21 protein-coding genes, 2 tRNA genes and 1 pseudogene are annotated in these 24,388 nt (G+C 61.7%); 12 read left to right on the top strand and 12 right to left on the bottom strand.

The annotated features are described in order from the left end of the window. The first annotated feature begins 128 nt into the window (after positions 1 to 128). From AC0L3L_RS11935 to AC0L3L_RS11905, 7 genes are all read left to right on the top strand, one after another. Positions 129 to 1,418 carry a M23 family metallopeptidase gene (locus tag AC0L3L_RS11935; RefSeq protein WP_473637693.1) on the top strand — a complete coding sequence of 430 codons (1,290 nt, stop codon included), beginning with the start codon at positions 129 to 131 and terminating at the stop codon, positions 1,416 to 1,418. 515 nt (positions 1,419 to 1,933) lie between these two features. Then, positions 1,934 to 3,100 carry an ROK family transcriptional regulator gene (locus AC0L3L_RS11930; RefSeq protein WP_473637692.1) on the top strand — a complete coding sequence of 389 codons (1,167 nt, stop codon included), beginning with the start codon at positions 1,934 to 1,936 and terminating at the stop codon, positions 3,098 to 3,100. Positions 3,101 to 3,117: 17 nt separating this feature from the next. Further along, complete coding sequence (locus AC0L3L_RS11925) at positions 3,118 to 3,882, top strand: ATP-binding cassette domain-containing protein (RefSeq protein ID WP_473637691.1); 765 nt, start codon at positions 3,118 to 3,120, stop codon at positions 3,880 to 3,882. Positions 3,883 to 3,921: 39 nt separating this feature from the next. After that, positions 3,922 to 4,962, top strand: a complete 1,041-nt coding sequence (locus AC0L3L_RS11920) for a sugar ABC transporter substrate-binding protein (RefSeq protein ID WP_473637690.1) — start codon at positions 3,922 to 3,924, stop codon at positions 4,960 to 4,962. 161 nt (positions 4,963 to 5,123) lie between these two features. Further along, positions 5,124 to 6,119 carry an ABC transporter permease gene (locus AC0L3L_RS11915; RefSeq protein ID WP_473637689.1) on the top strand — a complete coding sequence of 332 codons (996 nt, stop codon included), beginning with the start codon at positions 5,124 to 5,126 and terminating at the stop codon, positions 6,117 to 6,119. Next, positions 6,116 to 6,886, top strand: a complete 771-nt coding sequence (locus AC0L3L_RS11910; protein WP_473637688.1) for an SDR family NAD(P)-dependent oxidoreductase — start codon at positions 6,116 to 6,118, stop codon at positions 6,884 to 6,886. The genes AC0L3L_RS11915 and AC0L3L_RS11910 overlap by 4 nt, the downstream gene beginning before the upstream one ends. 447 nt (positions 6,887 to 7,333) lie before the next feature. Next, entirely contained in the window at positions 7,334 to 8,449 is a 1,116-nt protein-coding gene (locus AC0L3L_RS11905; RefSeq protein WP_473637816.1) for a hypothetical protein, read from the top strand. A gap of 150 nt (positions 8,450 to 8,599) precedes the next feature. Here AC0L3L_RS11905 and AC0L3L_RS11900 read toward each other — a convergent pair whose 3' ends face one another. The 5 genes from AC0L3L_RS11900 to asnB all read right to left on the bottom strand — a co-directional run bounded on the left by AC0L3L_RS11900 (position 8,600) and on the right by asnB (position 14,915). Beyond that, on the bottom strand, positions 8,600 to 9,856 hold the full coding sequence (locus AC0L3L_RS11900; protein WP_473637687.1) for a flavin-containing monooxygenase: 1,257 nt from the start codon (positions 9,854 to 9,856) through the stop codon (positions 8,600 to 8,602). Positions 9,857 to 10,119: 263 nt separating this feature from the next. Next, positions 10,120 to 11,127, bottom strand: coding sequence for an NAD(+) synthase (gene nadE / locus AC0L3L_RS11895; protein WP_473637686.1), 1,008 nt, complete (start codon positions 11,125 to 11,127; stop codon positions 10,120 to 10,122). Next, complete coding sequence (locus tag AC0L3L_RS11890) at positions 11,124 to 12,671, bottom strand: class I adenylate-forming enzyme family protein (protein WP_473637685.1); 1,548 nt, start codon at positions 12,669 to 12,671, stop codon at positions 11,124 to 11,126. Before AC0L3L_RS11890 ends, nadE begins: the two co-directional genes overlap by 4 nt. A gap of 22 nt (positions 12,672 to 12,693) precedes the next feature. Next, positions 12,694 to 12,957 (bottom strand): acyl carrier protein, encoded by a 264-nt coding sequence (locus AC0L3L_RS11885; protein ID WP_123150041.1) that lies wholly within the window; start codon positions 12,955 to 12,957, stop codon positions 12,694 to 12,696. 20 nt (positions 12,958 to 12,977) lie between these two features. After that, on the bottom strand, positions 12,978 to 14,915 hold the full coding sequence (asnB, locus tag AC0L3L_RS11880; protein WP_473637684.1) for an asparagine synthase (glutamine-hydrolyzing): 1,938 nt from the start codon (positions 14,913 to 14,915) through the stop codon (positions 12,978 to 12,980). Positions 14,916 to 15,642: 727 nt separating this feature from the next. Here asnB and AC0L3L_RS11875 point away from each other — a divergent pair. Together AC0L3L_RS11875 and AC0L3L_RS11870 are read left to right on the top strand one after the other, a co-directional pair. Continuing rightward, a pseudogene (locus tag AC0L3L_RS11875) lies at positions 15,643 to 15,966 on the top strand (pentapeptide repeat-containing protein); the annotation flags it as partial. Continuing rightward, positions 15,965 to 16,207, top strand: a complete 243-nt coding sequence (locus AC0L3L_RS11870) for a pentapeptide repeat-containing protein (protein ID WP_473637815.1) — start codon at positions 15,965 to 15,967, stop codon at positions 16,205 to 16,207. The pseudogene AC0L3L_RS11875 and the gene AC0L3L_RS11870, both read left to right, overlap by 2 nt. A gap of 99 nt (positions 16,208 to 16,306) precedes the next feature. On the opposite strand, the gene AC0L3L_RS11865 is transcribed toward AC0L3L_RS11870, so the two are convergent. Continuing rightward, a tRNA-Val gene (locus AC0L3L_RS11865) sits at positions 16,307 to 16,382 on the bottom strand. Positions 16,383 to 16,597: 215 nt separating this feature from the next. On the opposite strand from AC0L3L_RS11865, the gene AC0L3L_RS11860 reads away from it, so the two are divergent. Then, positions 16,598 to 16,674, top strand: a tRNA-Asp gene (locus AC0L3L_RS11860). Between the two features lie 93 nt (positions 16,675 to 16,767). On the opposite strand, the gene AC0L3L_RS11855 is transcribed toward AC0L3L_RS11860, so the two are convergent. From AC0L3L_RS11855 to AC0L3L_RS11845, 3 genes are all read right to left on the bottom strand, one after another. Then, positions 16,768 to 17,061, bottom strand: coding sequence for a hypothetical protein (locus AC0L3L_RS11855; RefSeq protein ID WP_473488893.1), 294 nt, complete (start codon positions 17,059 to 17,061; stop codon positions 16,768 to 16,770). Positions 17,062 to 17,115: 54 nt separating this feature from the next. Then, a complete protein-coding gene (locus AC0L3L_RS11850) occupies positions 17,116 to 17,310 on the bottom strand; it encodes a hypothetical protein (protein ID WP_352956255.1) in 195 nt (64 codons plus the stop codon). Between the two features lie 681 nt (positions 17,311 to 17,991). Next, complete coding sequence (locus AC0L3L_RS11845; protein ID WP_065009969.1) at positions 17,992 to 18,279, bottom strand: GIY-YIG nuclease family protein; 288 nt, start codon at positions 18,277 to 18,279, stop codon at positions 17,992 to 17,994. A 396-nt stretch (positions 18,280 to 18,675) separates the two neighbouring features. On the opposite strand from AC0L3L_RS11845, the gene AC0L3L_RS11840 reads away from it, so the two are divergent. Next, positions 18,676 to 19,458, top strand: a complete 783-nt coding sequence (locus AC0L3L_RS11840) for an ion transporter (RefSeq protein ID WP_473637683.1) — start codon at positions 18,676 to 18,678, stop codon at positions 19,456 to 19,458. A 304-nt stretch (positions 19,459 to 19,762) separates the two neighbouring features. Here AC0L3L_RS11840 and rbsK read toward each other — a convergent pair whose 3' ends face one another. The 3 genes from rbsK to AC0L3L_RS11825 form a co-directional block, all read right to left on the bottom strand. Next, positions 19,763 to 20,689 carry a ribokinase gene (gene rbsK, locus AC0L3L_RS11835; protein WP_473637682.1) on the bottom strand — a complete coding sequence of 309 codons (927 nt, stop codon included), beginning with the start codon at positions 20,687 to 20,689 and terminating at the stop codon, positions 19,763 to 19,765. A 3-nt stretch (positions 20,690 to 20,692) separates the two neighbouring features. Then, entirely contained in the window at positions 20,693 to 21,145 is a 453-nt protein-coding gene (locus AC0L3L_RS11830; RefSeq protein ID WP_473637681.1) for an RbsD/FucU family protein, read from the bottom strand. Between the two features lie 98 nt (positions 21,146 to 21,243). Next, positions 21,244 to 22,302 (bottom strand): ABC transporter ATP-binding protein, encoded by a 1,059-nt coding sequence (locus AC0L3L_RS11825; protein ID WP_473637680.1) that lies wholly within the window; start codon positions 22,300 to 22,302, stop codon positions 21,244 to 21,246. A gap of 295 nt (positions 22,303 to 22,597) precedes the next feature. Here AC0L3L_RS11825 and AC0L3L_RS11820 point away from each other — a divergent pair, with 295 nt between their 5' ends. Continuing rightward, positions 22,598 to 24,262, top strand: a complete 1,665-nt coding sequence (locus AC0L3L_RS11820; protein ID WP_473637679.1) for an ABC transporter substrate-binding protein — start codon at positions 22,598 to 22,600, stop codon at positions 24,260 to 24,262. Positions 24,263 to 24,388 lie beyond the last annotated feature (126 nt).

Here is a 24,388-nt window from a genome sequence, read left to right as displayed (position 1 = left end):
CGTCAGCCCCTGATGCCAATTCGGCTGCAACCCATGGGCTGCAAGCAGCTGGGCGTTAGCAACCGACCGTTAACCTTAATGATGTGTAATCAGGCTTGTCGTTGGTGTCGTAACGAAAGCTTGGTCCCGTGAACGTAGCCAGTCAGTCAACGGTCTTCGGCAGGCGCAAGGAGCCCCACACTGTCATTATCGCTCGTGGCAACGAGATAAGGCATTTCACCATACGGCCATGGGCAGCCGCATTTTGCGGCTCCGCGCTGGCGGCGGTGGCCATAGGCTATCTGCTGGCGACCTCCTACCTCGTGCTGCGCGACGACCTGATCGGCGCAACCACGGCACGGCAGGCGCGCATGCAGCAGGCCTATGAGGACCGCATCTCCGCATTGCGCGCCCAGGTCGACCGGATCACCAGCCGGCAGCTTCTCGACCAGCAGCTCATGGAAACCAAGGTTGGCGAACTGCTGGAACGACAGACCCAGCTCAGCCTGCGCCATGGCCGCCTCGGCCCGCTCCTCGAACGCAGCGAGAGCGACGTCGGAACGTCGCCTCCCGCTGGCACTGCTGCGTCGGCAAAGCCGGACGAACGCGCCGAGGTGACCGACGCCCAGCCGCGGGCCTATTCGGTTGCCAGCGTCGGCGCCAACCTTGGCGCCGGCGACACCAGGCCGTTCTCGCTGTGGTCGACGCGCTCCGATCCGCTGCCGAGCGACACGGCGGCCGATCGTACCGACAGACTGTTCGTATCGATCAACGAGTCGCTCAAGGTGATAGAGAGCCAGCAGCTCACCCGCATCACCACGCTTGCCGACAACGCCTACAGAAACGCCGATGCAATTTCTCAGGCGCTCGAGGCGGCTGGCCTGCCGGTCGACAGCGATTTCGGCAAGAGCGATGCCGGCGGTCCGCTGATACCGCTCGACAGTTCGATGACGTTCGACAGCAAGGTCAAAGAACTCGACGAGGCGCTGGACGCGCTCGATCGTCTGAAGACGGAGGCGCGAAGGCTGCCGCTTGCCAACCCCGCCCCCGGTCGCTCGGTCACCAGCCCGTTTGGCGTGCGCACCGACCCGCTGCTCGGCACCGCCGCGCTGCATTCAGGGATGGATTTCAGGGCGCCGACCGGAATGCCCGCCAAGGTCACGGCGCCCGGCATCGTCGTCAAGGCCAGCTGGAACGGCGGCTATGGCCGCATGGTCGAGGTCGACCATGGCAACGGCTTTGCGACGCGCTATGGGCATCTCAGCAAAATCAACGTGACCGTCGGCAAGAGGCTCAACGCCGGCGATGTCATCGGCATGACCGGCAGCAGCGGCCGCTCGACCGGCCCGCATCTGCATTACGAGATCCGCCACAACGGCGAAGCCATCGACCCGCTGCGCTTCCTCAGGGTCGGCAAGAAGGTCGCGCAGTATCTCTGATCTAATTCCCTGGCATAGTTGCAGCCTGTCGTGCCGACCATCTCCCCCATTGCGGCAGGGCAATCGTATTTGGATTTTTGCGAAGGTGGACCCCCACCCTAACCCTCCCCACAAGGGGGAGGGAACGCTGCCGCGCGCCTGTACTTTCCTTTTGGCGCGCCGGAAGGCAGGCAATTTGCCGAGGTCAGCGCCAGCGGAAGTCTCCCTCCCCCTTGTGGGGAGGGGTTAGGGGTGGGGGTACATCGTAGAGCGAAAGCCTCGGCTTTCTACCTGCGATAGCCCTGCCCATTGCGGAGATCGGCGGTTATCCCGGCTTTCGTCAATCGCCAGCCTCTCATGAATGAGCACCGCGTCGAAGCTGTCAATCTCCCCTTTTGTGGGGAGATGTCCGGCAGGACAGAGGGGGGCGCGAAGGAATGCGACTTAGCCGGGATCGCGCTTGAAATTCTTTTTTGAATTCCATTTGACTGAATAAATCTTTGGTGCGAACCTCATGTCTCCCAGGGACGCAAGACATGGCACTGCGAGGGACCAATCAGGAATTCGGGAGGCCTTACAACAGGCGCATCGTCCTCGAATCCATCCGCCTTCACGGTCCGATCGCCCGCGGCGATATTGCCCGGCGGGTCGGGCTCACCGTGCAAACGGTATCGACCATCGTTCGCGAACTGGAAGAACACGGCTACGTTCTGTCCATGCGCGAAGAGCCGCGGGGGCGCGGGCTGCCTCCGGCGACCCTGCGGATCAACCCGGAGGGCGGGTATGCCGTCGGCATCCATGTCACTCCGCTGGGTATCAATGCGGCGCTGATCAATTTGAGCGGAGACGTGATCGACAGCGCCTACCGCGAGGCCCCCAACGCAACGCCCGACCACGCCTTCGACATGATCGGCGCGATGGTGCTTGAATTGACCCGACTGCGGCCTGGCGGTCGCGTTCTCGGCATCGGCATGGCACTGCCCGGCCCTTTCGGGGTGGAGTCGATGAGCTTTATCGGCCCGACGACGATGACCGGCTGGAAGGACGTGGCGCTTCGGGAACGGCTGGAGGCCTCGACCGGGCTGCCCGCGTTTTTTGAGACCGACATGGCGGCCGCGGCAATGGGCGAGCGCCTGTATGGCCTCGGGACGGGGTATTCCGAATACTACTATCTCTATTTCGGAGTCGGTCTTGGCGGCGTCATGGTGCATGACGGAAGCGCGTTGCGCGGCGCCTGGGGAAATGCCGGCGAAATCGGTCACATCCCTGTCGTGCCTGGTGGCGAGCCGTGCCCCTGCGGCAATCGCGGCTGCCTCGAACGGTACCTCTCGCTTGAGGCGCTGCGGCGCCGGAACATCAGCGACGCCGACTGGGTCAGCGAAATCGGGCCGATCTTCCGCAACGCCATCACCATCATCGAGAATCTGTTCGATCCCGAAACCATCATCCTCGGCGGACTGGCGTCCACCGATTTGCTTGAACGGCTGGCCGGTTCGGCTGCGAACCTTCCCAACTCGATCTCGGCGCGAAAGGACCGCACGGCGCCCCGTGTCACCGTCGCACGCGGCGGCCAGCATGCGGTGCTGCGCGGGGCCGCAGCGCTTGCCGTCTCAGGGGTGCTTTCGCCACGCTTCGGCCAGATATTCACCGCCGAGCGCGAACGCGGGCGAGATATCCTGCAAGGCAAGGGGATCGCGGCATGAGCGGAGCTCAGCCTGGCATGAGTGAACCTCTGCTGGTGCTCGACAACGTCGCCAAGAACTATGGCGCGATCGAAGCGCTCAAGGGCATCAGCTTCTCGATCGGCAAGGGCGAGGTAGTGGCGCTTTTGGGCGACAATGGCGCCGGCAAATCGACACTGGTCAAGATCATCGCCGGCGGCCTGGAGCCGACCTCCGGTCGCATGCTGTTCGAGGGAAAGGAATTCCTGGCCAAATCTCCCGCCGAGGCCAAGGCGGCGGGGATCGAGACCGTCTACCAGGACCTCTCGCTTTGCACCAATGTCGACGTGGTGGCCAATTTCTTCATGGGCCGCGAGATCACCAGGAAATTTCTTGGCGTTGCCGTGCTTGACGAACCCGCCATGGAGCAGGTGGTCGAAAAGGCGCTGGCCAGCGCAGGCACGCGCATCCCTTCGCTCAGAACCAATGTCGAGCACCTCTCGGGCGGCCAGCGGCAGGCCATCGAGCTCAACCGATTCGTGCATTTTGGCGGCAAGCTCGTGCTTCTCGACGAGCCGTTCGCGGCACTCGGTGTCGAGCAGACGCGGCGCGGTCTCGACATGATCCGTCAGGTGGCGAGCCAAGGTATCGGCGTCGTCATCATCACCCATATCATGCAACAGGCCTTCCAGGTCGCCGACCGGATCGTGGTGATCCGGCAAGGCGTCGTGGCGGGCGATGTCGCGCGCAACAAGACAAGTCCCGACGCGGTGGTCAACATGATCACCGGAGAGACGCTCGCCGGTGCCGGACCGGCAGGCTGAGGGACAAACGAGGGGTCCGGCGCAAAAGGAGCGAACGACATGAAGAAAATACTTCTTGCTGTCTTCGGTATCCTGGCACTGGCCTTTGCCACGCTCACGCCGGCATTCGCCCAGTCCAAGGGCACCGTCTACTACCTGGTGCCGACATTGCTCGACGAATTCCAGACCGGCTCGGTGAGCGCTCTGGAGATGTTCCTGAAGCAGGTCGGCTACGAGATGAAGACGCTGAACGCCGATAACAAGACCGACGCTCAGCAATCGCAAATGAACGACGTTATCGCGCTCAAGCCGTCGGCGATCATTCTCGCTGCCGTCGATTTCAATGCGTTGAAGCCGTCTATCGAGGCCGCCCGCGCCGCCGGCATCCCGGTGGTCGAGTTCGATCGCCAGATCACCTCGACACCGTCCGATTTCACGTCGGTGGCGGGAACGGTCGAGATCGGCCAGATTGCCGCCGATCAGGCCGAGAAGCTCTTGAAGGCGAAGCACGGATCGGTGAAAGGCAAGATCCTCCAGGTGCTCGGCGATCCTGGCGACCCCTACACGCTCGACATCCAGAAGGGTTTCGAGGAGAAGATGAAGGCGTTCCCGGACGTCAAGATCATCTCGGTGCCGGCCATGCAATGGGCGGCGGATGCAGCCGGGACCATCGTCAACGACCAGATGCTCGCCAACCCTGATATCGACCTGATCTTCAGCCATGCGGCGCACCTCTCGGTCGCCGCCGTCGCCTCGCTCGAGGCCGCTGGCAAGAAGCCGGGCGACGTCATGCTGATGAGCTCGAACGGTGCGCCGGTCGGCCTCGACCTGATCCGCAAGGGTTGGCTCAACGTCGAAGTCGAGCAGCCGCTCTACGCTCAGGCCGCCGCCGTCGCCATGTTCATGGACAAGGTCGTCAACAAGCAGGAGATCAAGCCGGGCGAGTACGACGTGCTCGGCCTCAAGTCGACCGTGACCAAGGAAGCCTGGGGGCCAAATATCAAGATCCCCGGCGCTGCGATCACCAAGGAAAACGTCGACAACCCGGCCTTCTGGGGCAATCTGAAGCCGCCCACGGACACCGTGAAGCCGGTCGAATAGCAAAGTCGCCTAGGGCTTCGGGCCACGCCGGCCCGGAGCCCAACCTCTGCAGCCCGGCACGTCAGAACGAACGCGCAGGCACGCTGCAGCAATTTTCAATCCGCGCATAATCCCGAAAATCGAATCGGCTTTCGGGGTCATGCGCCAGTCGGATCAGCACCATGAATCCCCGCACGCGCCACGCCCTCGAGTTCACCCTCGACAACCTCGTCTGGTTCATGCTGGTCTTCGTGCTGGTGGTCTTCTCCATCTCCATTCCGAACTATTTCCAGCTCGGTATCTTCGCCAACATCATAGAGGCGTCGAGCGTGCTTGGCGTCATGTCGATCGGCCTGGCGCTGGTCATCATCACCGGCCACATGGACCTGTCAGTCGAATCCGTGGCGGCGCTCAGTGCGATGGCGGTCGGTATCCTGTTCTGCTCGGCGGGCATCGGCCTTGGCGTTCAATTGCATCCGGAATGGCTGATGGTTCCGGTTTCGCTGCTTATTGCCCTTGCTGTCGGCGGCACCATTGGCGTTATCAACGGCTACCTGGTCGTCAAGGTGAAGATGAGTGCTTTCATCATCACGCTGGCGTCTTACATCTGGGTGCGCGGCCTCGTGCTGGTTATTTCCGGCGGCCGCTCCGCACAGGATCTTGCGCCGGCAATCCGCTGGTTCGGCATTCAGCGCCTCCTTGGCCTGCCCCTCACCGCCTGGATTACCATTGCGTGTTTCGTGGTCTTCTCGCTGATCATGGCCAAGACCCCCTTCGGCAGGCATCTCGTCATGATTGGCGGCAACGAGACCGCAACCTTCCGCGCCGGCATCCGCGTCAACCGCAACCTCGTCATCGCCTTCGTTCTCGCTGGCGCCATCGCCGGCCTAGCCGGCTGGCTGCTGGCGATCCGCACCTCCGGCGCCACCGCCAATCTCGGCGTCGGCCTGCTGTTCAACGCGTTCGCCGCCGTCGTCATTGGCGGCGTCAGCCTGAAGGGTGGCGTCGGCACCCTGCCCGGCGTCTATGCCGGCGTGCTTTTGCTGTCGGCCATCAACACGGCGATCAACCTCATGGGCCTTCCGGCCAACTTCACCCAGGTGATCCACGGCCTGCTGGTGCTTGCCGCCGTGCTGCTCGACGCTTTCAAGCAAACCATTCGCCAGAGGCTGGCATGACCGGGCGGCTCAAAGACAAGATCGCGCTGATCGTCGGCAGTGCGCGCGGCATCGGCAAGGGCATCGCACAGCGCTTTGCCGAAGAGGGCGCGAAGCTGGTCCTGGCCGATACCGAGGTCGAGGCCGGGCAAGCGGCCGCGGACGAGCTCGGCGCTGCCTTCATCCGCACCGACATCTCGCAGATGGCCGATGTGGAGGCCGCCGTTGCGCTGGCGCTCGACCATCACGGCCGTCTCGACATCATGGTCCAGAATGCCGGCGTCTATCCGTGGCAGTTGCTGGAAAACACCAGTGCGGAGGACTGGGACCGTGTCATGGCGGTCAATTTGCGCGGCAGCTTCAACGCCGCCCGGGCCGCACTCGTTCCGATGAAGGCGCAGCACTTTGGCCGCATGCTGTTCACCTCCTCCATCACCGGCCCGCACGTCACCAGCCCTGGTCACGGCCACTATTCGGCGACCAAGGCCGGCATCAACGGCCTGATCCGTTCGGCCGCTCTCGAATTCTCTGCCTATGGCATCACCGTCAACGGCGTCGAACCCGGCAATATCCTCACCGAAGCAATCCAGCTGCATCGCGGCGCCGCCTATATAAAGAACATGGAGGACTCCATACCGCTCGGCCGCCTCGGCAGCCCGCGCGACGTGGCCAATGCTTTCCTGTTCCTGGCCTCGGACGACGCCAGCTACATCACCGGCACGACCATCATCGTCGACGGCGGGCAGCTGCTGCCCGAAGGCAAGGATTTCCGGCTGCTTCCGCCATGATCGTCGATTTCGGCGCCGGTTTTTTTCCTGCACCAGGCAACAGCGGCAGATCATGGCAGCACTTGCCATGGTTCGTCTCAAGACCGGCGACGCGGGCAAGGATAGTAGCCAAGCGACTTGGCTTCGCACCGGAAGTTGCAGGCTGAGCCTTCGCCGGACGTGCGGCGGCACCGACGAAACAAGGCTGCGTCCGATAAAACTCGATTCGCTACCAATACTTCAACATCGGTTTACCCGAAGTTGGTAACAGCAACGACGCTCGTTTTCATGATCAAGCAAAGGGCCTACCTTGCCGCAGCATTACAGCTCTGCTTTCGGCCACCGGAGCGATTGCAACTGGTCGAGATTGCACCGCTACGAACACCCGACGGTCGCCGCGATGGCCGATGGGAAGCCTTGCCTTGCCATGGTCTGGAAACGCGGGGACTCCGGTGCCGGGAGCCGGGCTTGAGCGTCATTCGCGCCTTGGAAGGTGCCGATCTTCCGGCAGTCGCAGGCATGTTTCAACGCGTGCTGCGCAAAGAGCGGACCGAAGCGACGCCAGCGCTCATCGACTATATGAGACGGTTTTATCTGGAGGCGCCGGGTTGCGGAGGCGATCTGCGGTCGCTTGTCCACGTCAACGCAGCCGGCCGCGTCTCCGGATTTGTCGGCGTTCACGCATTGCCGATGCAGTTCAACGGCCGGCAATTACGAGCCGCCATCTGCAGCTCGCTCATGGTCGAGGATCATGAGCGCGACCCGATGGCCGGAGCCCGCTTGTTGAAAGCTTACCTGGATGGTCCGCAAGACATCTCCTTCAGCGAGACGGCCAACGACATCTCTGCAAGGTTGTGGACACGGCTGCGCGGCGTGGTCCTGCCGCAATACAGTCTCGATTGGGTACGCGTGATGCGGCCGTCAAGCTTTGTGCTCGGCCTTTCCGCCAGTCGCATGAAGCTTGCCAGAATGCTCAATCCGTTTGCGCATGCCATCGACCGATTTTATTGCAGGCGAATGAAGTCCAGCGAACGACGCTGGTCCGGTGTGGCGGCGGACGGGGCAGGCCATGGCGCTTTTCGGACGTCGGAAATCGACAGCGGCACATTTGCCAAGCTCGTCGAACCGTTGACCGCCCAGTTCGCCCTGCGCCCGGAGTGGTCGGAGGGCCAGCTTGCTCACATCCTAACCGATGCGGCACAAAAGCCGGAGCTGGGCGAGCTTATCTACGTTTCCGTGACATCGCCGGTCGGCACCAATGTCGGCGCATTCGCCTATTACGCACGGGCGGGTGAAATCGGTCGCGTGCTGCAGATCCTCGCCCTTCCCGGTCAGGCGGGTTCGGTGATCGACTGCCTGATCGATCATGCCGCCGTACGCGGCGTCAGCGGCCTGCGCGGGCGCATTCAACCCGCACTTCTGGAAGCAATGCTTGGGCGACGCATAGCTTTCCTGACCGTTGCCTCGACCGTGGTGCATTCACGCGATCCAGAGGTTTTGGATGCCATGAAGAACTCGCAAGCTTTCCTGAACGGGCTTGCGGGCGAGCAGTGGAGCCGGCTGATCGGCGGCGGCTTCACCTGAAGCATTCAGTCGTGCGGGAGCGAAGTTATTGGCTGATCGTTGAAGGCCTTTGCTTCGCTCAGTGGGAACGTCGCTAAGCGCGGCGCAAGGCGGTGGCTGACGATCTCCCGGCCCGGACTGTCAGGAGCTTCTTGACTATGCCAAAGGCGGTCACGAATGCCCTGCGATATGTTCGACAAGGCGAGGTGCTTCCTCGGCGATCACCAAGATGATGCCTGACTTGCGTGTGGAGGCGAAGTCCATCCCTGCGAAGTAAAGGCCCGGCAGGGCGGCCACGCCATCCGCGTGAACAGGCTGTCCCGCGCTGTCGAGCGCACCGGGAAGCCTCATCCAACTGAAATCGCCCTTAAAGCCCGTGCACCACACCACGCTCGTTACGCCGGAGCGGGAGAGATCGAGCGAACCGATCGTCGGGTTCGGCTGACGCATCGCGACCGTCTCCGCCGGGTCGGGCTCCGCAACGGGTGCATCGATCCCCATGCGGCTGATATAGTCGTCGACATGGCGTTTGACATTTTCGGAGGCTTCATCCGCAAAGCGGACATTCGCTTCGAGATCGTCGGCAAACGAGAGGCTGCCGCCATCCTCGATGCCGGTGAGACGCCCAAGAAGCACGACACCCTGGGCGCTCAGCGCCTGAAGGCTTATCGTATGCGTCGACCCGAGCACACCACGCGGCGGGATGCGTCCCGCAAGTCGAATGACCTCCTCCCGGCGCACGTCGAGAAACCCGCTTTCGAGCAGCCAGACCATGATGTCGCGACCCCGGTAGCGCCGTGGAAGCCGTCCGACACGACTGGTCGCAAGGAAGACTGCTCGACCCGCGTCCGCCAATTCCTCCGCGATCTGAGCACCAGATTGGCCGCTTCCGACCACCAGCACCGCTCCATCGGGCAGATCGGCAGCGCTTCGGTAGCCGGAAGCGTCGATCTGGCGGAGAGCGGGCGACAACGCGGCGGCCCAGACCGGGCGCACTGGACAATTCAGGCTGCCGCTTGCGACGATCACATTGCGCGCCCAAAGCGTGCCGTGTGAGGTGGTCAGCCGATAGGCGCCATTCTCGTGCGTGAGTTCGCTTACCGCAGTATCCGGTTCGATCGGCAGCGCGTTGCGCCCGGCGAAATCCTCAAGGAGAGTGACGAACTGATCGCGCGTCAGGGCACCATCCGGATCCGGACCGTCATAGCAATCGCCCGGCATGACGGTCTGCACGTTGGGAGTATTCATCCGAAATAAATCCCATCGCTGTGTGCGCCAGGTCTCTCCTATGCGGCCCCGCTCCAATACGCTGTGGCGCTGGCCCCGTCGCGCCAGCCAATAGCTGACACCCAGGCCGGCCCAGCCGGCCCCGATGACGACAGCATCGAGAATATCGCCGCCATCGGTCATTTGCTGCGGTGATCTCATAATCGCCCCCGGCAATCTCGCCGCGCAGCATTAAGCCTTGTCCACGGCAACTAGTCCAGCACCGCCGATTTCCGTCCGACTGGCCTACCGCATTCCGGTTCGCCAGCCTCTCGCCAGAGCGCAAGGCGAACCCGAGAACCTCCAACGTAGTCTCCATCGAGAACTCCCTTTGCTCGTCCACGGAAAGCCGATCACAGATCAAGACGGACAGGGCAATGTGGGGGCGGAACATCGGTCACCCTGAAGCGCTCGCCGTGGCTAGGTCAGGTATCGACTTCCTCGACTTCATCGACAAGTTGCGGACGCAGGTGCAGATAGCGCGTCGCCTTGCGCTTGGCGGCGATGTCGGTCCAGACGCGTTCAACTTGCGAGGCAGTCAGTCCCGCCGCCTGCCCCACCACTTCGGCGGCCACGCCGTTGTTGCGGCCGCAAAGGCAAAGATCCATGCGGTCATAAGGAAGCGAGAAGTAGAACTCCTCCTGCGTCTGTGCCAGCGAATAGGTATCGGTGGTCGGCGGCCGGTTGCGGATTTCCTCGGGAACGCCGAGATAGGCCGCGAGCGCGTAGACTTGCGTTTTATAGAGGTGGGCGATCGGCTTGACGTCCGCCGCGCCGTCACCGTTCTTAACGAAGAAGCCCTGATCGTATTCCAGCCGGTTCGGCGTTCCAAGAACGGCGAAGTTCAGGCGATCGGCATGATAGTATTCGATCTGCTTGCGGGTGCGCTGCTTCATGTTGGTGGCGGCGACGATACCGAGATAGACCGGCAGCGGCATTCTTAGTTTGGTCTGCTTGCCCTTGGGGTCCTGTACCACCAGCGACGAAATATTGTAGCCCTCGCCTTCGAGGGCGTTCGCAATCACGATCTTCGAGGCCCAGCCTTCGCCGTACTCCGGGACCAGTTCGCGGATGAAAGCGTCGCGACGCTGATAGCAGCCCATCGCGCGCAGGGCCGGCCCGATATCCTCCACAATAGCCTCGACACCGAAAGTGTCGGCGACAAGCCGACCGAGCCGTAGACTTTCCGGATCGGAATCGTTTTCCGGCATGAGGAGGCAAAGTACATTCTGGTGGCCGACGGCGCGCGCGGCCAAGGCGACCGAAACGCTGGAATCGATCCCGCCTGAAAGACCGAGCACGAGGCCGCGCTTGCGGATGCCGCGCAACTGGTTGCGCAAGGCCGTCACGATCCTGTCCGTTTCGGCGGCGGGGTCCATCGCCAGAGCCCGCGCCAGAAAGGTCTGCGCGTCCTGGGTCGGGCGAACACTCATTGCGTGGCCTCCATCATCTCTGCCGCAAGCCGGCGGCTGACCTTGCCAGTATCCGTCTTCGGCAGTTCCCGGCGGAACTCGATGACCTTGGGGACCATGAAGTCCTCGAGATGACGTGCGCAGTGGCGCATGACATCTTTTTCGCTGAGCGTCGGGTCCGAGCGTACGACGAATGCGCCGATCGCATGCCCGAGCACCGGATCCGGCACGCCGACGACAACGGCTTCCGCGACGCCGGGATGGGCGTGAAGCACGGCTTCCACTTCCTTCGGGGCCACCTTCTCTCCCCGCGTCTTTATGATGTCGTCCTTGCGGCCGACGAAATAGAGAAAGCCGTCCTCATCGGTCCTGAACAGGTCACCGGTGTAGAGAACCTTCTCCCAAGGATCCGGGCCAACTCTGAGCACTCGTTCCGTCGCAGCTTCGTTTCGCCAATAACCCTGCATGACGTGCGGTCCGCGAATGACCAGTTCACCCGCTACGCCTGGCGGCACGCGTTGCCCGTGGTCGTCGACGACAAAGGCTTCGGTGTTCGGGATGGCTATGCCGACCGACCCCGGCCGGCGATCGAGTTCCTCGGGCGGCAGATAGGTGCAGCGCTTGCATTCCGTCAGGCCGTACATCGAATAGAGCCTGACACCGGGAAAAAGGAACCGCAGACGTTCTATATGAGCCGGCGGCAAGGCAGCCGCCGTGTTGGAAATATAGCGAACGCTGGGCAGGAAGCCCGGCGTCAGGTCACGCATCTGCAGGATCATCGCTGCCATCGTCGGCACAAGCGGAAAACCGGTGGCGCCTTCCTCGCGGATACGCTCAAAGATCGCTTGAGGAAAGGCGAAGGACTTCTCGAGCACGAGCGTGGCGCCGAGCCTGACGGCCATCAGCAACTGATAGAGGCCATAGTCGAACGAGAGTGGAAGTACATTTAGAATGATGTCACCGGGCGCGTTACGCAGATAGGTGGTGATGGAGTCCGCTGCCGCGTCGCAATTGCGGTGCGTCATCATCACGCCCTTGGGCCGGCCCGTTGAGCCTGAGGTGTAGATCAACATCGCGAGATCGACGTCAATGCCACGGTGGTCTATCTCTCTGGCCTCGAGCGTCAGGCAGTCCGCCAGGGATGCAGCCCCTGCCGGGCATTGGCCATCGGCACCAGCGGTCGACGCCACGAAGATGCCGGTGTTGCCGTGCGATCCGCACGCTTCAGCGACCACGGGCATCAGTTTTGCTTGCGTGAGGATCGCCGCAGCGTCGCAATCGGCAATGATGTAGGCAAGCTTGTCGGCTTTGGTGGATGGGTTGACCGGACTGAAGGTTGCCCCTGCCTTGAGGACGGCGAAAATCGAAACCGCGGCCTCCCAGCAATTGTCCATGAAAACGAGGACACGGTCATCGGGCCTGACGCCGTTCAGGAAAAGGGCTGCGGCAAGGCGGCTCGAAAGATCGTCCAGTTCTTCGTAGCGCAGCCTTCTTTGCTTGGTGACCAATGCCGTTTTGGCGGGATGGGCAGCGGCCTTTGCGGCCAGAAAATGTTCGATCCGCACGGACGCTCCTCGCCGATCGCGCCTAGACTACCGGCGTTCCCGCTTTCGCCTTGATGAAGGACGAAATACGATCAAGCGAATCCAGGTTGGCCGGTACAATGTCGGAATCGACCATCACAATACCGAAATTGTCCTCAATGAAGGCCACGAGTTCCACCACGGCGGTCGAGTCGATGATGTCGTTCTCGATCAGCGAGGCTGTATCTGCAAGTTCGTACGACGTGTCGCCAAACAAGAAGTTGTCAACGATAAAGGCTCTGACCTTGTCCTTGATTGTTATCATCATTTTTTCCTTCCCTGGATTTCTCAGGCCGCTCGTGCTGCGCTGACTTCTTGGCTGGTGAAATTCTTCTGCCACAGTTGCGTCGATAGGATGCCGACGAAGGCCGCGTTGTCGCGGAACCCGGACGCTGGCTGCGTGCGGCATTTCTCATGAAGGTTCGCCACCGCCTTGGCGTTGAACAGTCCCCCGGCAGCGATGCTCGCTTCGCTCAGCAAGTCGCGGACATAATCCAGTTCTCCGGCTCCAACGAAGGAGCTGGCTTCTGGAGCCCGGTAAGGCTGTTTGGTACGCTCCCGGATCGCGCTGGGAAGCAGGTGCTTGGCTGCCTTGCGCAGTATGTGCTTTTCGACCAATCCCTTGAGCTTCATTTCCGGCGGAAGTCTCCCTGCGAACTCCACCAAACGAGGATCGAGGAAAGGGAAACGTCCTTCGATACCGTGCGCCATGGCCATCCGATCGCCCTGGCTGGACAGGATATAACCCGGCAGAAGGAAGCGGGTTTCGAGATATTGCGCCTGATGCAGCGGGTGCCACAGGGAAAATGCTTGGGGCAACCGGCTGACCAGTTCCTCGGCCGCGTCATAGCCCTTCAACGTCGCACGCAGGTCACCGGAAAAGAAAATCTTCGCCGCCGCCGTGGTCTTGAAGCGCGGCCGATGCGAGAACAGCGGATCGTCGAGCGCAGCGTTGCCGGCGCCGAAGAAAGCAGCCAGGTACTCCACGGACTGCTGCTGCAGGCCCGGCAGATAGGGATAAAGCCTGCGGAACAGCTGCGGCCTCATGCGCGATGCCGGCTGCCGTCCGCAGAACCGGCGAACACGCGCTTCCCTGAAGACATCGTACCCAGCGAAGACCTCGTCGGCGCCCTCGCCGGTCAGCACCACTTTCAGGCCGGCCTGACGAACGAGGCCGGACAATTGATAGAGGGGGGCCGGTGCGGTGCGGATGATCGGCCGCTCGGCAAAGCGGATGACGTCGGGGAAGACGCCGGCGATATCGCCGGCCTGGCAGGCAATGGTTCGATGCTGGGCGCCAAGTGCTGAAGCCATCTCGGTCTGGAAGGCGCTTTCGTCATGTTCGGTGCTGTCGAACGTCACGGAAAATGTCTGCAGCCTCCGAGGAGTCATGCCGGCGGCAAGCGCCGAAACAAGGGACGAATCGAGCCCGCCCGAAAGATAAGAACCGACCGGCACGTCGGCGCGCATGCGAAGCCTCACCGCATCGGTCAAAAGCGCTTGCAGTTCCTCGGCGGCATCGTCCTCGTTGGTGACCTTCGACGGCGCGTCCCGATGCGGATAGTCGAGGTGCCAATAGCGTTTGACCGTGACTTGCCCCTGTGTCGCGATCATCACGCTTGCCGGCTCCAGCTCGTGGATGTTGCGGAAAGCCGTGCGGGGAGCGATCGGCGCCCACAGCGTAAAGATCTGGTCGAGTGCAATCGGATCGAACTCGGCTGAGACGCCGGGGACCTTCAGGAGGGCTTTGATCTCCGACGCGAAGTAAAGCACGCCGTCCTTGCTCGTGTAGAACAGCGGCCGGACACCCATCCGGTCTCGGGCAAGCACCATACGCCGGCGCCTGTTATCCCATATCGCGAAGGCGAAATCGCCGTTCAGAAGCGACAGGCAGTCTTCACCCATCTCGTCATACAGCTGCAGGATGACCTCTGTGTCGCTCGAAGTACGGAAGCGCCGGCCCTTGGCCATCAGCCCTTCGCGCAGTTCCAGGTAGTTGAAAATCTCGCCGTTGAAAGCAATCGTCAAATTGCCTGACACGTCGGACATCGGCTGCTGGCCGTCACCGATCCCGATCACGGACAGCCGCGCATGCCCGAGCCCGGCGTCGGCTGCCACAAATTTCCCTTGCTCATCCGGGCCGCGATGGGCGATCGCAGCGATCATCCGCGCAAGCAAAGCTTCCGCATCCCGGATCGAACCGAAATAGCCCCCGAATCCGCACATTGGTATGACTCATTTATCAGCGATGTACGAAACATAACCTCAATAGTTGCCTCAAGCGTTAACCGGATAACTTCGGCTAACACATGGTTAACAATAATTAAACAACAAATGTACTTTTTTAGCTCTATTATCTCGTCGAGATAGAAAAGTATATTTCAACGCTAAATGCAACTTTGTTCGAGCAACGGCGGCGCAGTCGCGTTGCCGCCCATCGCCGGCTCAGTGGGTCCGTCACAGATCGCTTGTTCGCTCAATGGATTTGCAATCCCGAGCCGCCCCGCTCTAACCCGACAAAACGGCGGAAACTAAAAGCGATTAGGTTTGCCCGAAGTCAGCGAGCGCCTGTCGCTCTGCTCACGTGCAACCTTGAAAGCGCTGATAGTCGAATGAACTGGCGAGATGTCCCGGAGGGAAGCGAGGGGCATTTTCGCCGGCTCAACTGGAACCCGGAGGAGTCATTCGGGGTTCCCAGTGCTGCCTAACGCCGCCCGGCCCTGATCTGTTCCGCGTTTAGAGCCCACAACAACCCTGAGATCGTGTTTGGTAGTCGGTCCCCATGATACCATTCGGCGGCATGGCCTGTGGTCTATCGCGTTGACCGACTGGGCGCGCCGCCTAGCTTCTAGGCATCGTTGACAGATGGCGCGACACTAGGAACGACGCCAAGACGCGGGCGATCTGCGGCAGTACAACCTCAGGTCGCATTTTTCCAAAAAGAGCCGTAAACATGCTGGGATGGCGGATAAAACAACTGACAGTTTTCACTGCGCTGGCCGTTGGGCTGGGCACTTCTTCCACGACTGCGTTCGATTTGGATGCGGTCGAGCGTCTCAGGTCCAAGCCAATATGCGCAGACTGCGACCTATCGGGCGCCAGCATGACGGGGAGCTATCTGCCGGGCGCGATTCTGACCAATGCGAACCTGACGGGCGCCGACCTTAAAGAAGCAAACATGAATGGCGCGGACCTTAGCGGTGCGAATCTCTCCGGCGCGGAACTATCTGGCGCCAGCCTGAATTACGCGAACTTGTCAGGCGCGAATCTGTCGAATGCGAACCTGTCGAAGGCGAGCCTTTTCTGGCGCAAACCTGTCAAATGCGAGCCTGTCAGGGGCGGTCTTGACTGGTGCAAGCCTAAGGGGCGCGCGCCTTGCGCAAGCGCGGCTGTCGGGCGCAAACCTGGAGGGAGCAAACTTGCATTTGGTGCTAAACTTGGACGCGGCGCTGCTTGTGGACGCGAAACTTTGCAACACAACAATGCCGGACGGCCTGATAGATAACAGAGGCTGCTAGTCCCGGTATTTGATGGAGAGGGGGTGCCGTTTTGAATTGCCTCCCAGTTCAATGAACCCGGAGGTAACTTCGTCTTCTGGGCGGAAGTTATTGATTTTATGGTGGGCGATGACGGGCTCGAACCGCCGACATCTTCGGTGTAAACGAAGCGCTCTACCAACTGAGCTAATCGCCCGCTCCGGGCCGGACCTTTAAGCAGTTAGGACGGGGTTCGCAAGGCCAAATGAGCGCACAACGCCCTCGCCGCTGGTCGTTTTCGGCAACAAAATTCGGCTTGTCAAAAAACCTTCTCCTGTTTGCTGTTATGCTGTCGCGCTCCGCTTGACACCCGGTGGCTTACGCCTTATCCACCGCCCCAACGACGAACACGGCTGACCGTGCTCGTCTTGCGCGGGTGTAGCTCAGTTGGTTAGAGTGCCGGCCTGTCACGCCGGAGGTCGCGGGTTCGAGCCCCGTCACTCGCGCCATTTTCAATCACTTAGCTGATTGGAAATGAAAAAAACTCTGAATGCCGGACCGGCAATTCAGATATTCGCGTCGACCTGGGCACTCGATAATTTCTAGCGCTTGGTTCGATTTTTAGAGATCCGTTCGATTTGGCTCATCACCGCTTGCGGATCGACGTTGTGAGCTAGCTGGGGCAGTTCGTCATCTGCCGGCGTCGATACCTTCAAACGCTCCGTCAGAGCGGTTTCGATCAGTCGTGTGGTTTCATGTTCGTTGAGCAGGCTGATCTGCAGATTCAGCTCGGTGCGGCGCTCGCTGAGCTCAGCCATTCTGTTCTGGTTGGGACTAGCCATGCCCTTGCGAGGCGCCGGGGTTTTCCCGACAAACTTGCCAACGAGACCAGCCATTTCCGAATTCCTCTCCTGAATTTCCGTCCAGGAACGCGCAAGACTTGCAGTGATTTATTCACCCGTTTCGTCGGCACCTCCGTGGAAGAAGGATCGGATTTCCTCCCTGTCGACGCTGTCATCGCCGTTCTCGTCGACGGCGTTGAATATCCGCCCGATGAAATCCTGAACCTCGGTTTGAGAAAGCGCACCATCGCCGTCGGCGTCCACTATGGCGAACATCATTCGCATCCGCGCGCCATGCATCATCCCGCCTCCCATTCGGCGCCCGTCATGCGGACCTCTTCGGAAATCGCGATGCCAACGATCGCCACCTCGTCGTTCTGCTCGGGGGCGGCGATGCTCCTGCATTCTCTCATCGAGCATCTCAGTCATCATCTCACGCATCATATTGCGCATGGAGTCTTCGGTTGGCCCGCTCGGCGCTGGCTCTGAGCCACGATCCGGTGCAGGTGCGGCGGGGGCAGGTGAGCTCGTCTGGGATAGTGCCGGCGAAGCCAGCATGGCCAACGCCGCGGCAACTGCTGTGGTCTTACTTGCTAGTGTCATTGTATTCTCCTTGGAGAATGGTGGACCGAACGTGTCTGCATCCAAGCCAAACCCGCTGCTCCCCGCATGGTTCCTGGCGAGTTGGCAGATGATCGCTGCATGTTGGTCCCGACGAGCGACGCAATCCTTCGCGCTGCCGCGAATGAACGCGGTCACTAGAGCCTCGACACAGTGATTTTGACAGATCGGCGATCGGCAGCGAACGTCGATAATTCCCGTCAGTGGCGAATCTCAGTGGCAGATCGCAAACCTTCGAGGTTAGCCGAAGCATCCCTCCACTTCGTCATCCCAGGGCGGAGCAAGGAGCGAAGCGACGCGGCGCAGACCCTGGGATCCATTCCGTTACCTCTGCCGAAGAATGCAGCGGCCCAGAACCGAACGCTACCACCCGGTTCCGCGAAAAAGCTCGAACCACTCTGGATTGGTCTTCTCGATCAGCTCGATCTTCCATTGGCGCGGCCAGCGCTTCAGCGACTTCTCGCGCTGGATGGCGTCACGAATGTCGAAATGTTCCTCGTACCAGACCAGACGCTGCACGCCGTAGCGGCTGGTGAAGCGCGAGCCCTGGCCGGATTTGTGCTCCGGCATGCGGCGGCCGAGATCGTTGGTGACGCCGATGTAGATCGTGCCGCGCTTCTGGCTGGCGGTCATGTAGGCATAGCCGGTCATGGCGGAAGGGTAACGAGCACCGTTGCGGATGCAAGCGCCGTTCTGAGCCGCTGCATTCTTCGGCTGATGTCACGGAATGGATCCCAGGGTCTCCGCGACGTCGCTTCGCTCCTGCTCCGCCCTAGGATGACGAAGGTGTGGTGGCCTGCGGCTAATCGCAGACGTTGGAGATTGTGCAGCTGGACCGTCGACAATCCCTTTCAGGCTCAGTCGAAGAACCAAATCCTCTGTGCCGAACTACTTGGTTCCTTAATACAAAAGTTTCGACTTTCGGTTTCCTGAGAGTTTCAACTTTTTGTATTTGTTGCGTTCCAAGCCTGTCATATGCGTTTGAGCATTGGATTTTCCCGAACCCGGTTCCCACTTTGGGTCCGATGCTCTAACGGAGAAGAAGCCTTGGCCCTGAAATCGCTCATCGAATCGCGCCATTTCGACCTCACGATCATGGTCCTGATCCTGATCAACGCCGTCACGCTCGGCCTCGAAACCTCGCCCGATGCGATTGCTGTTTTTGGCCCGCTTCTAACGGCCATCGACCGCGCGATCCTTGGCGTCTTCGTCTTCGAACTCGCGATCCGGGTGGTCGTCTACAGGACGAATTTCTTCCGCGATCCATGGCGCATCTTCGACCTCTTGGTCGTCGGTTTCGCGCTTATCCCCGCGACCGGTTCGCTCTCTGTGTTAAGGGCGCTGCGCATCCTGCGGGTCCTGCGCCTGATCAGCATCGTTCCGTCGCTGCGCCGCGTCGTCACCGGCTTCATCACCGCCTTGCCTGGCATGGGCTCGATCATGCTGTTGCTCGGGCTGGTGTTCTACGTCTTTGCGGTGATGGCGACGAAGCTCTACGGCTCGTCCTTTCCCGAATTGTTCGGCGGCATACCGGAATCGCTCTTCACGCTTTTCCAGGTCATGACTCTCGAAGGCTGGTCGGACGGCGTGGTGCGCCCGGTCATGGAGGTCTATCCGACCGCCTGGCTGTTCTTCATCCCATTCATCATCGCGACCTCGTTCACCGTGCTCAATCTGTTCATCGGCGTGATTGTTTCGGCGATGGAGGCCGAGCATGAGGCCGTAGAATCGGCCGACAGGGCAACGCTGCACAGCGATCAGGCCATCATCCTCGCGGAGTTACGGGCGTTGCGGGCAGAGGTCCGCGAATTGTCCGGCGTTCGCGGCTAGATCGCCTCCGCGAGCATTGCAAAACATTCCTATCCGTCGGCGGCTTGTGATGGTGTGGTGCCGTGAAAGACCCCGCCGCTCCATTTGCGAAGCGGCGGGGCCCCCCAATCACCCCCCCTTGCCAGGTCAAGATTGCCCCCCGGCATCGCTGACCGTGCAATTGCGGCGCCAGACCCAGTGACCCATTACGGGACACCTATGCCAATGACGCAAGATGGGTTTTCCGATTTACATTAACTGTGACTAATATGTCACCGTGGTCGGAACGGACTAAAGTCGAGAGCGCCGGCGAGGCTGCGCGGCCTCACCCCTTGGCGAGCAATGCCTCGACCTCCTGCAGCGTCGGCATCGACGGCGCCGTGCCGGGCCGGGTGACCGAGATGCCGGCGACGGCGCAGGCGAAGCGGACCGCTTGCAGCGGTTCCACCCCTCTCGCAAGTGCTGCGGCCAGGCCGCCATTGAAGGCGTCGCCTGCTCCGGTGGTCTCGACCACAGGGCCGGCATTGATCGCGCCGACATGGTCGGAGCAGCTGGCCGTGTGCAGCAGCGCGCCTTTTTCACCGAGCGTCACGATGACGGCGCCGACGCCCTTTCCAAGCAAACGATCGGCGGCGCGGCGGGCGTCCTCGATGGACGACACCTTGATGCCGGTCAGTTCCTCGGCCTCGGTCTCATTGGGCGTGACATAGTCGCAGAGCGTGTAGATGCGATCCGGAAGCTTTGCCGCAGGCGCCGGATTGAGGATGGTCGTCACCCCTGCCCCGCGCGCGATCTCCAGCGCCCGCATCGCCGCCTCGATCGGCTGCTCGAGCTGGGTGACGAAGACGCCGGCCGAGCCGATCAGGCCAGCGTTAGCCTCGATGTCGTCGGGCGAAATCAGCATGGCCGCACCGGGGCTGACGATGATGGCGTTGTTGCCGGTCGTCTCCTCAACGAAAATATAAGCCGCACCCGTGTAACTCTCGGGCGTGTCGATGATAGCGCTTTTCACGTCGGCCTGCGCCCAGGTTTGCCTGGCCATATCGGCAAAGGGATCGACGCCGAGGCGCGTCAGGAAAGTGATGTCGGCGCCGAGCCGGCCGGCCGCAACCGCCTGGTTGGAGCCCTTGCCGCCCGGGCCAAGCGTGAAGGATGTGCCAAGGAGCGTCTCGCCCATGCGCGGCTGGCGGGCGGCGCGGTAAGCGGTGTCGGCGACGAAGACCCCCAATATGACGACAGGCTTGCCTGGCATCTGCTACTCCGCATCCGGCGGCACGACGCCCTTGCGGAAGGCGAAACAGCCATAGAAGCGGCGCTCGCCGGTCTGGATGACGCAATAGGCTTTCTTGGCGCGTTCGTAGAAGGCGTAGCGCTCGACCGGGATCATCGGCCAGGCCTTGCCTTCCGAAGCGTCGATCTCTCTTTGCACTTCCGTCTGCACTGCGGGAATCTCGTCCGGCTTGCCGACGATCTCCATGCGGGCGGCCGCGTCGTCGACGAAATTGTCCAGCGGATAGAGCGACAGAACCGCCTTGACCACGTCCGCGGCCGGCGCATCGATACGCAGCAGCCGGCCGAGCACGGTCTGGCGCGCCACCGAATCGGAAGGGAAGTTGGTGTCGGCGATGATCAAATCGTCGCCATGGCCCATCGCCCGCAGCGCCTGGAGCACGTCGGCATTGAGCAGCGGATTGATCCCTTTAAGCATAGTTCCCTCCCGAACGGGCTTTTTTTGATGCGAAGCCTGGCGGATGATCCCGAAAAGTGTTCGCGGTTTTCGGATAAGATCATGCGCAATTCAAAGTGTTAAAGACGACGGCCGGTCTCTGAATCGAAGAGATGGACCTGGTCGAGCCGGGGTTTCAGGTGCAGCGTGTCGCCCGGCTTGAAATCGTGGCGCTCACGGAACAGCGCCACCATCTCGCCCTCGCCGAAGCGCAAGAAGACCAGCGTTTCGGAACCGGTCGGCTCGACGACGGAAACCTTCGCCGGCACGCCGTCGGGGTGGATTTCGAGATGCTCGGGCCGTACGCCGTAGACCACCTTGCGCCCATCCTCCACGGCGCTGTTCGCAGCGATCGGAAACGGCGTCCCGGCGATCTCGACGACAGGCTTGTCGCCCTTGCGCACCACGCCCTTGAGCAGGTTCATCGACGGCGAGCCGATGAAGCCGGCGACGAACAGATTGGCCGGCCGGTCGAACAGTTCCAGCGGCGCGCCGACCTGCTCGATGCGGCCGTCGCGCATCACCACGATCTTGTCGGCCATGGTCATGGCCTCGATCTGGTCGTGCGTGACATAGATGGTGGTGGTCTTCAGCCGCTGGTGCAGTTCCTTGATCTCGGTGCGCATCTGGACGCGCAGCTTTGCGTCGAGGTTAGACAGCGGTTCGTCGAACAGGAACACCTGCGGGTTGCGCACGATGGCGCGGCCCATGGCGACGCGCTGGCGCTGGCCGCCCGAGAGCTGGCGCGGATAGCGCTTGAGATAGGGATTGAGGTCGAGGATATCGGCGGCACGCTTGACCCGCTCGGCGACATCAACCGGGTCGGTCTTCCGCAGCTTCAGCGCAAAGGCCATGTTCTGCTCGACCGTCTTGTGCGGATAGAGCGCGTAGTTCTGGAACACCATGGCGATGTCGCGCTTGGCCGGCGGCAGATGATTGACGACACGGTCGCCGATGGCGATCGTGCCGCCGGAAACGGTCTCCAGCCCCGCCACCATCCTGAGCAGCGTGGACTTGCCGCACCCCGAAGGACCGACCAGCACCACGAACTGCCCGTCGGCGATGTCGACGCTGACATCGTGCAGGACCTTGACGGTTCCGAACGCCTTGGCCACATTGCTGATCGCGACTTGAGCCATCGGCCCCCCTTTCGTTGCGGTGAAGCTAAACAACGCAAACGGCTAGGGCAAGTCAGTCTTTTATAGATAAAAAACCCCATCCTCGTTGACACGGCACTTGGTTGTGAGAATAGTGAAAGGGCTCGGGTTTTGACCCCTGTTCCGGGCGCGCCGGCACACTAGTTCGGACTACGGAAATCGAAGTGTCGCGGGAGGAAAACTTGGGCCCTATTTCCAGGAGTCGCTGTTGTTGGGGAACACGTCCAGCGCTCCAAGCATCCGAAACAAGCACCATTGAGATTCTGGGAGGAATGAGATGAAAGTCAGCCTTTACAATCAACTTGTCCGCGCGGGAGCCACTCGCCGCGATGTTCTCAAGGGCGCGGCCAGCATGGCCGCGATCGCAGCGGCATCCGGCGCCGGGCTTGGCGCACTGACGCGCCCTGCTTCCGCCGCAGGCGAGCTGCGCGCGCAGATCCTGCAGATCCCCGGTGTCGGTAAGGGCCAGCCGACCGATGCCGACTTCCAGCAGGTCGGCGAGCTCTGCCTGGAGGCGACCAAGGCCAGCGTCAAGGAAGGCGAATTCGCCGGCGTCCAGCTCACCTTCATGGGGCTCAACAACCAGAACCTGCACAATGTGCTGTTTCGCGGCTTCCTGAAGCCGTGGGAGACCTATACCGGCGCCAAGATCAACTGGATCGACCTGGCGCAGGCGGACTACAACGCCCGGCTGCAGCAGTCGATTGCCACCGGCACCGTCGATTTCGACATCATCGAGATGGGCGCGCCGTTCGAAGGCGACGTCTGCGGCAAGGGTCTCACTTCCGAAATGCCGGACTGGGTCAAGGACCAGATCGACATGAAGGACGTCGTGGCCTATCTGCAGCCACCGGTCGGCACCTGGGACGGCAAGCAATATCGCGTGACCGTCGACGGCGACGCGCACAACTTCAACTACCGCACCGACGTGTTTGCCGATGCCGACCTCGCCAAGGCGTGGCAGGAAGGCGGCGGCGGGGGCGAATGGGGCGTGCCGAAGACCTGGCAGCAGGTGCAGGCCGTGACCAAGTTCCTCAAGGGCAAGCAGTTCCAGGGCCAGGATGTCTTCGGCTATCTCGACGCGCCCAAGGCGTGGGGCGGCTTCGGCTTCTACTTCCTCGGCAGCCGCGCCAGCGCCTATGCCAAGCATCCTGACGACAAGGCTTGGCTGTTCGATGCCGATACGATGAAGCCGCGCATCAACAATCCAGCCTGGGTGCGGGCGATCCAGGACGTGATCGACGCGCTGCCTTCCGAGCCTGCCGATCAGATTAACGCTGACCCGAACACCACCGCCTTCCAGCAGTTCCTGGCCGGCACCGGTTCGATGGTCACCTGGTGGGGCGACGTCGGCTCCAACGTCAAGACCAACGACAGTTCTGTCGTCGGCGACGTCACCGGCTTCTCGATCCTGCCAGGCTCGGACGACGTCTACAATTCCAAGACCGGCCAATGGGACAAGCTGGCCAGCGGCCCGAACCATGCGCCGAACTGCGCCTATCTCGGCTGGGGCGTCTACGTCATGGCCCGGGTCGACAGCGACGAAAAGAAGAAGAAGGCGGCATGGTCGGCCGCGGCCCATCTCGGCGGCAAGGACCTGTCTCTCTGGTGCGCGGCATATCCGTCCGGATTCCAGCCCTACCGGAACTCCCATTTCGACATTCCGGAATGGGTGGCGGCCGGTTACGACGAGGCTTTCATCACCTCGTATCTGAAGTCGGAGGCCGACAGCTACAACCATCCGAACGCCGCGATCGAGCCGCGCATCCCCGGCATCTTCCAATATTACAGTGCCGCCGAGGACATCCTGGCCAACACATTTGCCGGCAAGATGACGGCGCAGGAAGGCGCCGACGCCATTGCGGCCGCCTGGGAGAAGCTGACCGACCAGATCGGCCGCGAAAACCAGATCAAGCTCTACAAGGCCTCGCTTGGCATGTAGGCTGAGATTCTAGGAACCGTGGGGGGGGGGCCCGCCGCCCCCCGCCCCCACCCAAAGACGGCCGCCCCGGCGAAAAAAAAAAAAATGTAGGGGGGGAGCCGCGGGGGGGCCAGCGATTGACACCCA

The sequence above is a fragment of the Mesorhizobium sp. WSM4849 genome (assembly GCF_055811385.1).
Note: the sequence above shows the minus strand (reverse complement) of the source record. Positions and strands in the feature narration are given on the sequence as shown.

Excerpts from the sequence above, each read along its gene's own strand:
- AC0L3L_RS11910 (WP_473637688.1), top strand. The coding sequence starts at position 6,116 with ATGACCGGGCGGCTCAAAGACAAGATCGCGCTGATCGTCGGCAGTGCG.
- AC0L3L_RS11855 (WP_473488893.1), bottom strand. The coding sequence starts at position 17,061 with ATGGCTGGTCTCGTTGGCAAGTTTGTCGGGAAAACCCCGGCGCCTCGC.
- AC0L3L_RS11930 (WP_473637692.1), top strand. The coding sequence starts at position 1,934 with ATGGCACTGCGAGGGACCAATCAGGAATTCGGGAGGCCTTACAACAGG.
- AC0L3L_RS11925 (WP_473637691.1), top strand. The coding sequence starts at position 3,118 with ATGAGTGAACCTCTGCTGGTGCTCGACAACGTCGCCAAGAACTATGGC.
- rbsK (WP_473637682.1), bottom strand. The coding sequence starts at position 20,689 with ATGCCAGGCAAGCCTGTCGTCATATTGGGGGTCTTCGTCGCCGACACC.
- AC0L3L_RS11830 (WP_473637681.1), bottom strand. The coding sequence starts at position 21,145 with ATGCTTAAAGGGATCAATCCGCTGCTCAATGCCGACGTGCTCCAGGCG.
- AC0L3L_RS11820 (WP_473637679.1), top strand. The coding sequence starts at position 22,598 with ATGAAAGTCAGCCTTTACAATCAACTTGTCCGCGCGGGAGCCACTCGC.
- AC0L3L_RS11920 (WP_473637690.1), top strand. The coding sequence starts at position 3,922 with ATGAAGAAAATACTTCTTGCTGTCTTCGGTATCCTGGCACTGGCCTTT.
- asnB (WP_473637684.1), bottom strand. The coding sequence starts at position 14,915 with ATGTGCGGATTCGGGGGCTATTTCGGTTCGATCCGGGATGCGGAAGCT.
- AC0L3L_RS11870 (WP_473637815.1), top strand. The coding sequence starts at position 15,965 with ATGCGAACCTGTCGAAGGCGAGCCTTTTCTGGCGCAAACCTGTCAAAT.
- AC0L3L_RS11825 (WP_473637680.1), bottom strand. The coding sequence starts at position 22,302 with ATGGCTCAAGTCGCGATCAGCAATGTGGCCAAGGCGTTCGGAACCGTC.
- nadE (WP_473637686.1), bottom strand. The coding sequence starts at position 11,127 with ATGAGTGTTCGCCCGACCCAGGACGCGCAGACCTTTCTGGCGCGGGCT.
- AC0L3L_RS11915 (WP_473637689.1), top strand. The coding sequence starts at position 5,124 with ATGAATCCCCGCACGCGCCACGCCCTCGAGTTCACCCTCGACAACCTC.
- AC0L3L_RS11845 (WP_065009969.1), bottom strand. The coding sequence starts at position 18,279 with ATGACCGGCTATGCCTACATGACCGCCAGCCAGAAGCGCGGCACGATC.
- AC0L3L_RS11850 (WP_352956255.1), bottom strand. The coding sequence starts at position 17,310 with ATGATGCATGGCGCGCGGATGCGAATGATGTTCGCCATAGTGGACGCC.
- AC0L3L_RS11900 (WP_473637687.1), bottom strand. The coding sequence starts at position 9,856 with ATGAGATCACCGCAGCAAATGACCGATGGCGGCGATATTCTCGATGCT.
- AC0L3L_RS11885 (WP_123150041.1), bottom strand. The coding sequence starts at position 12,957 with ATGATGATAACAATCAAGGACAAGGTCAGAGCCTTTATCGTTGACAAC.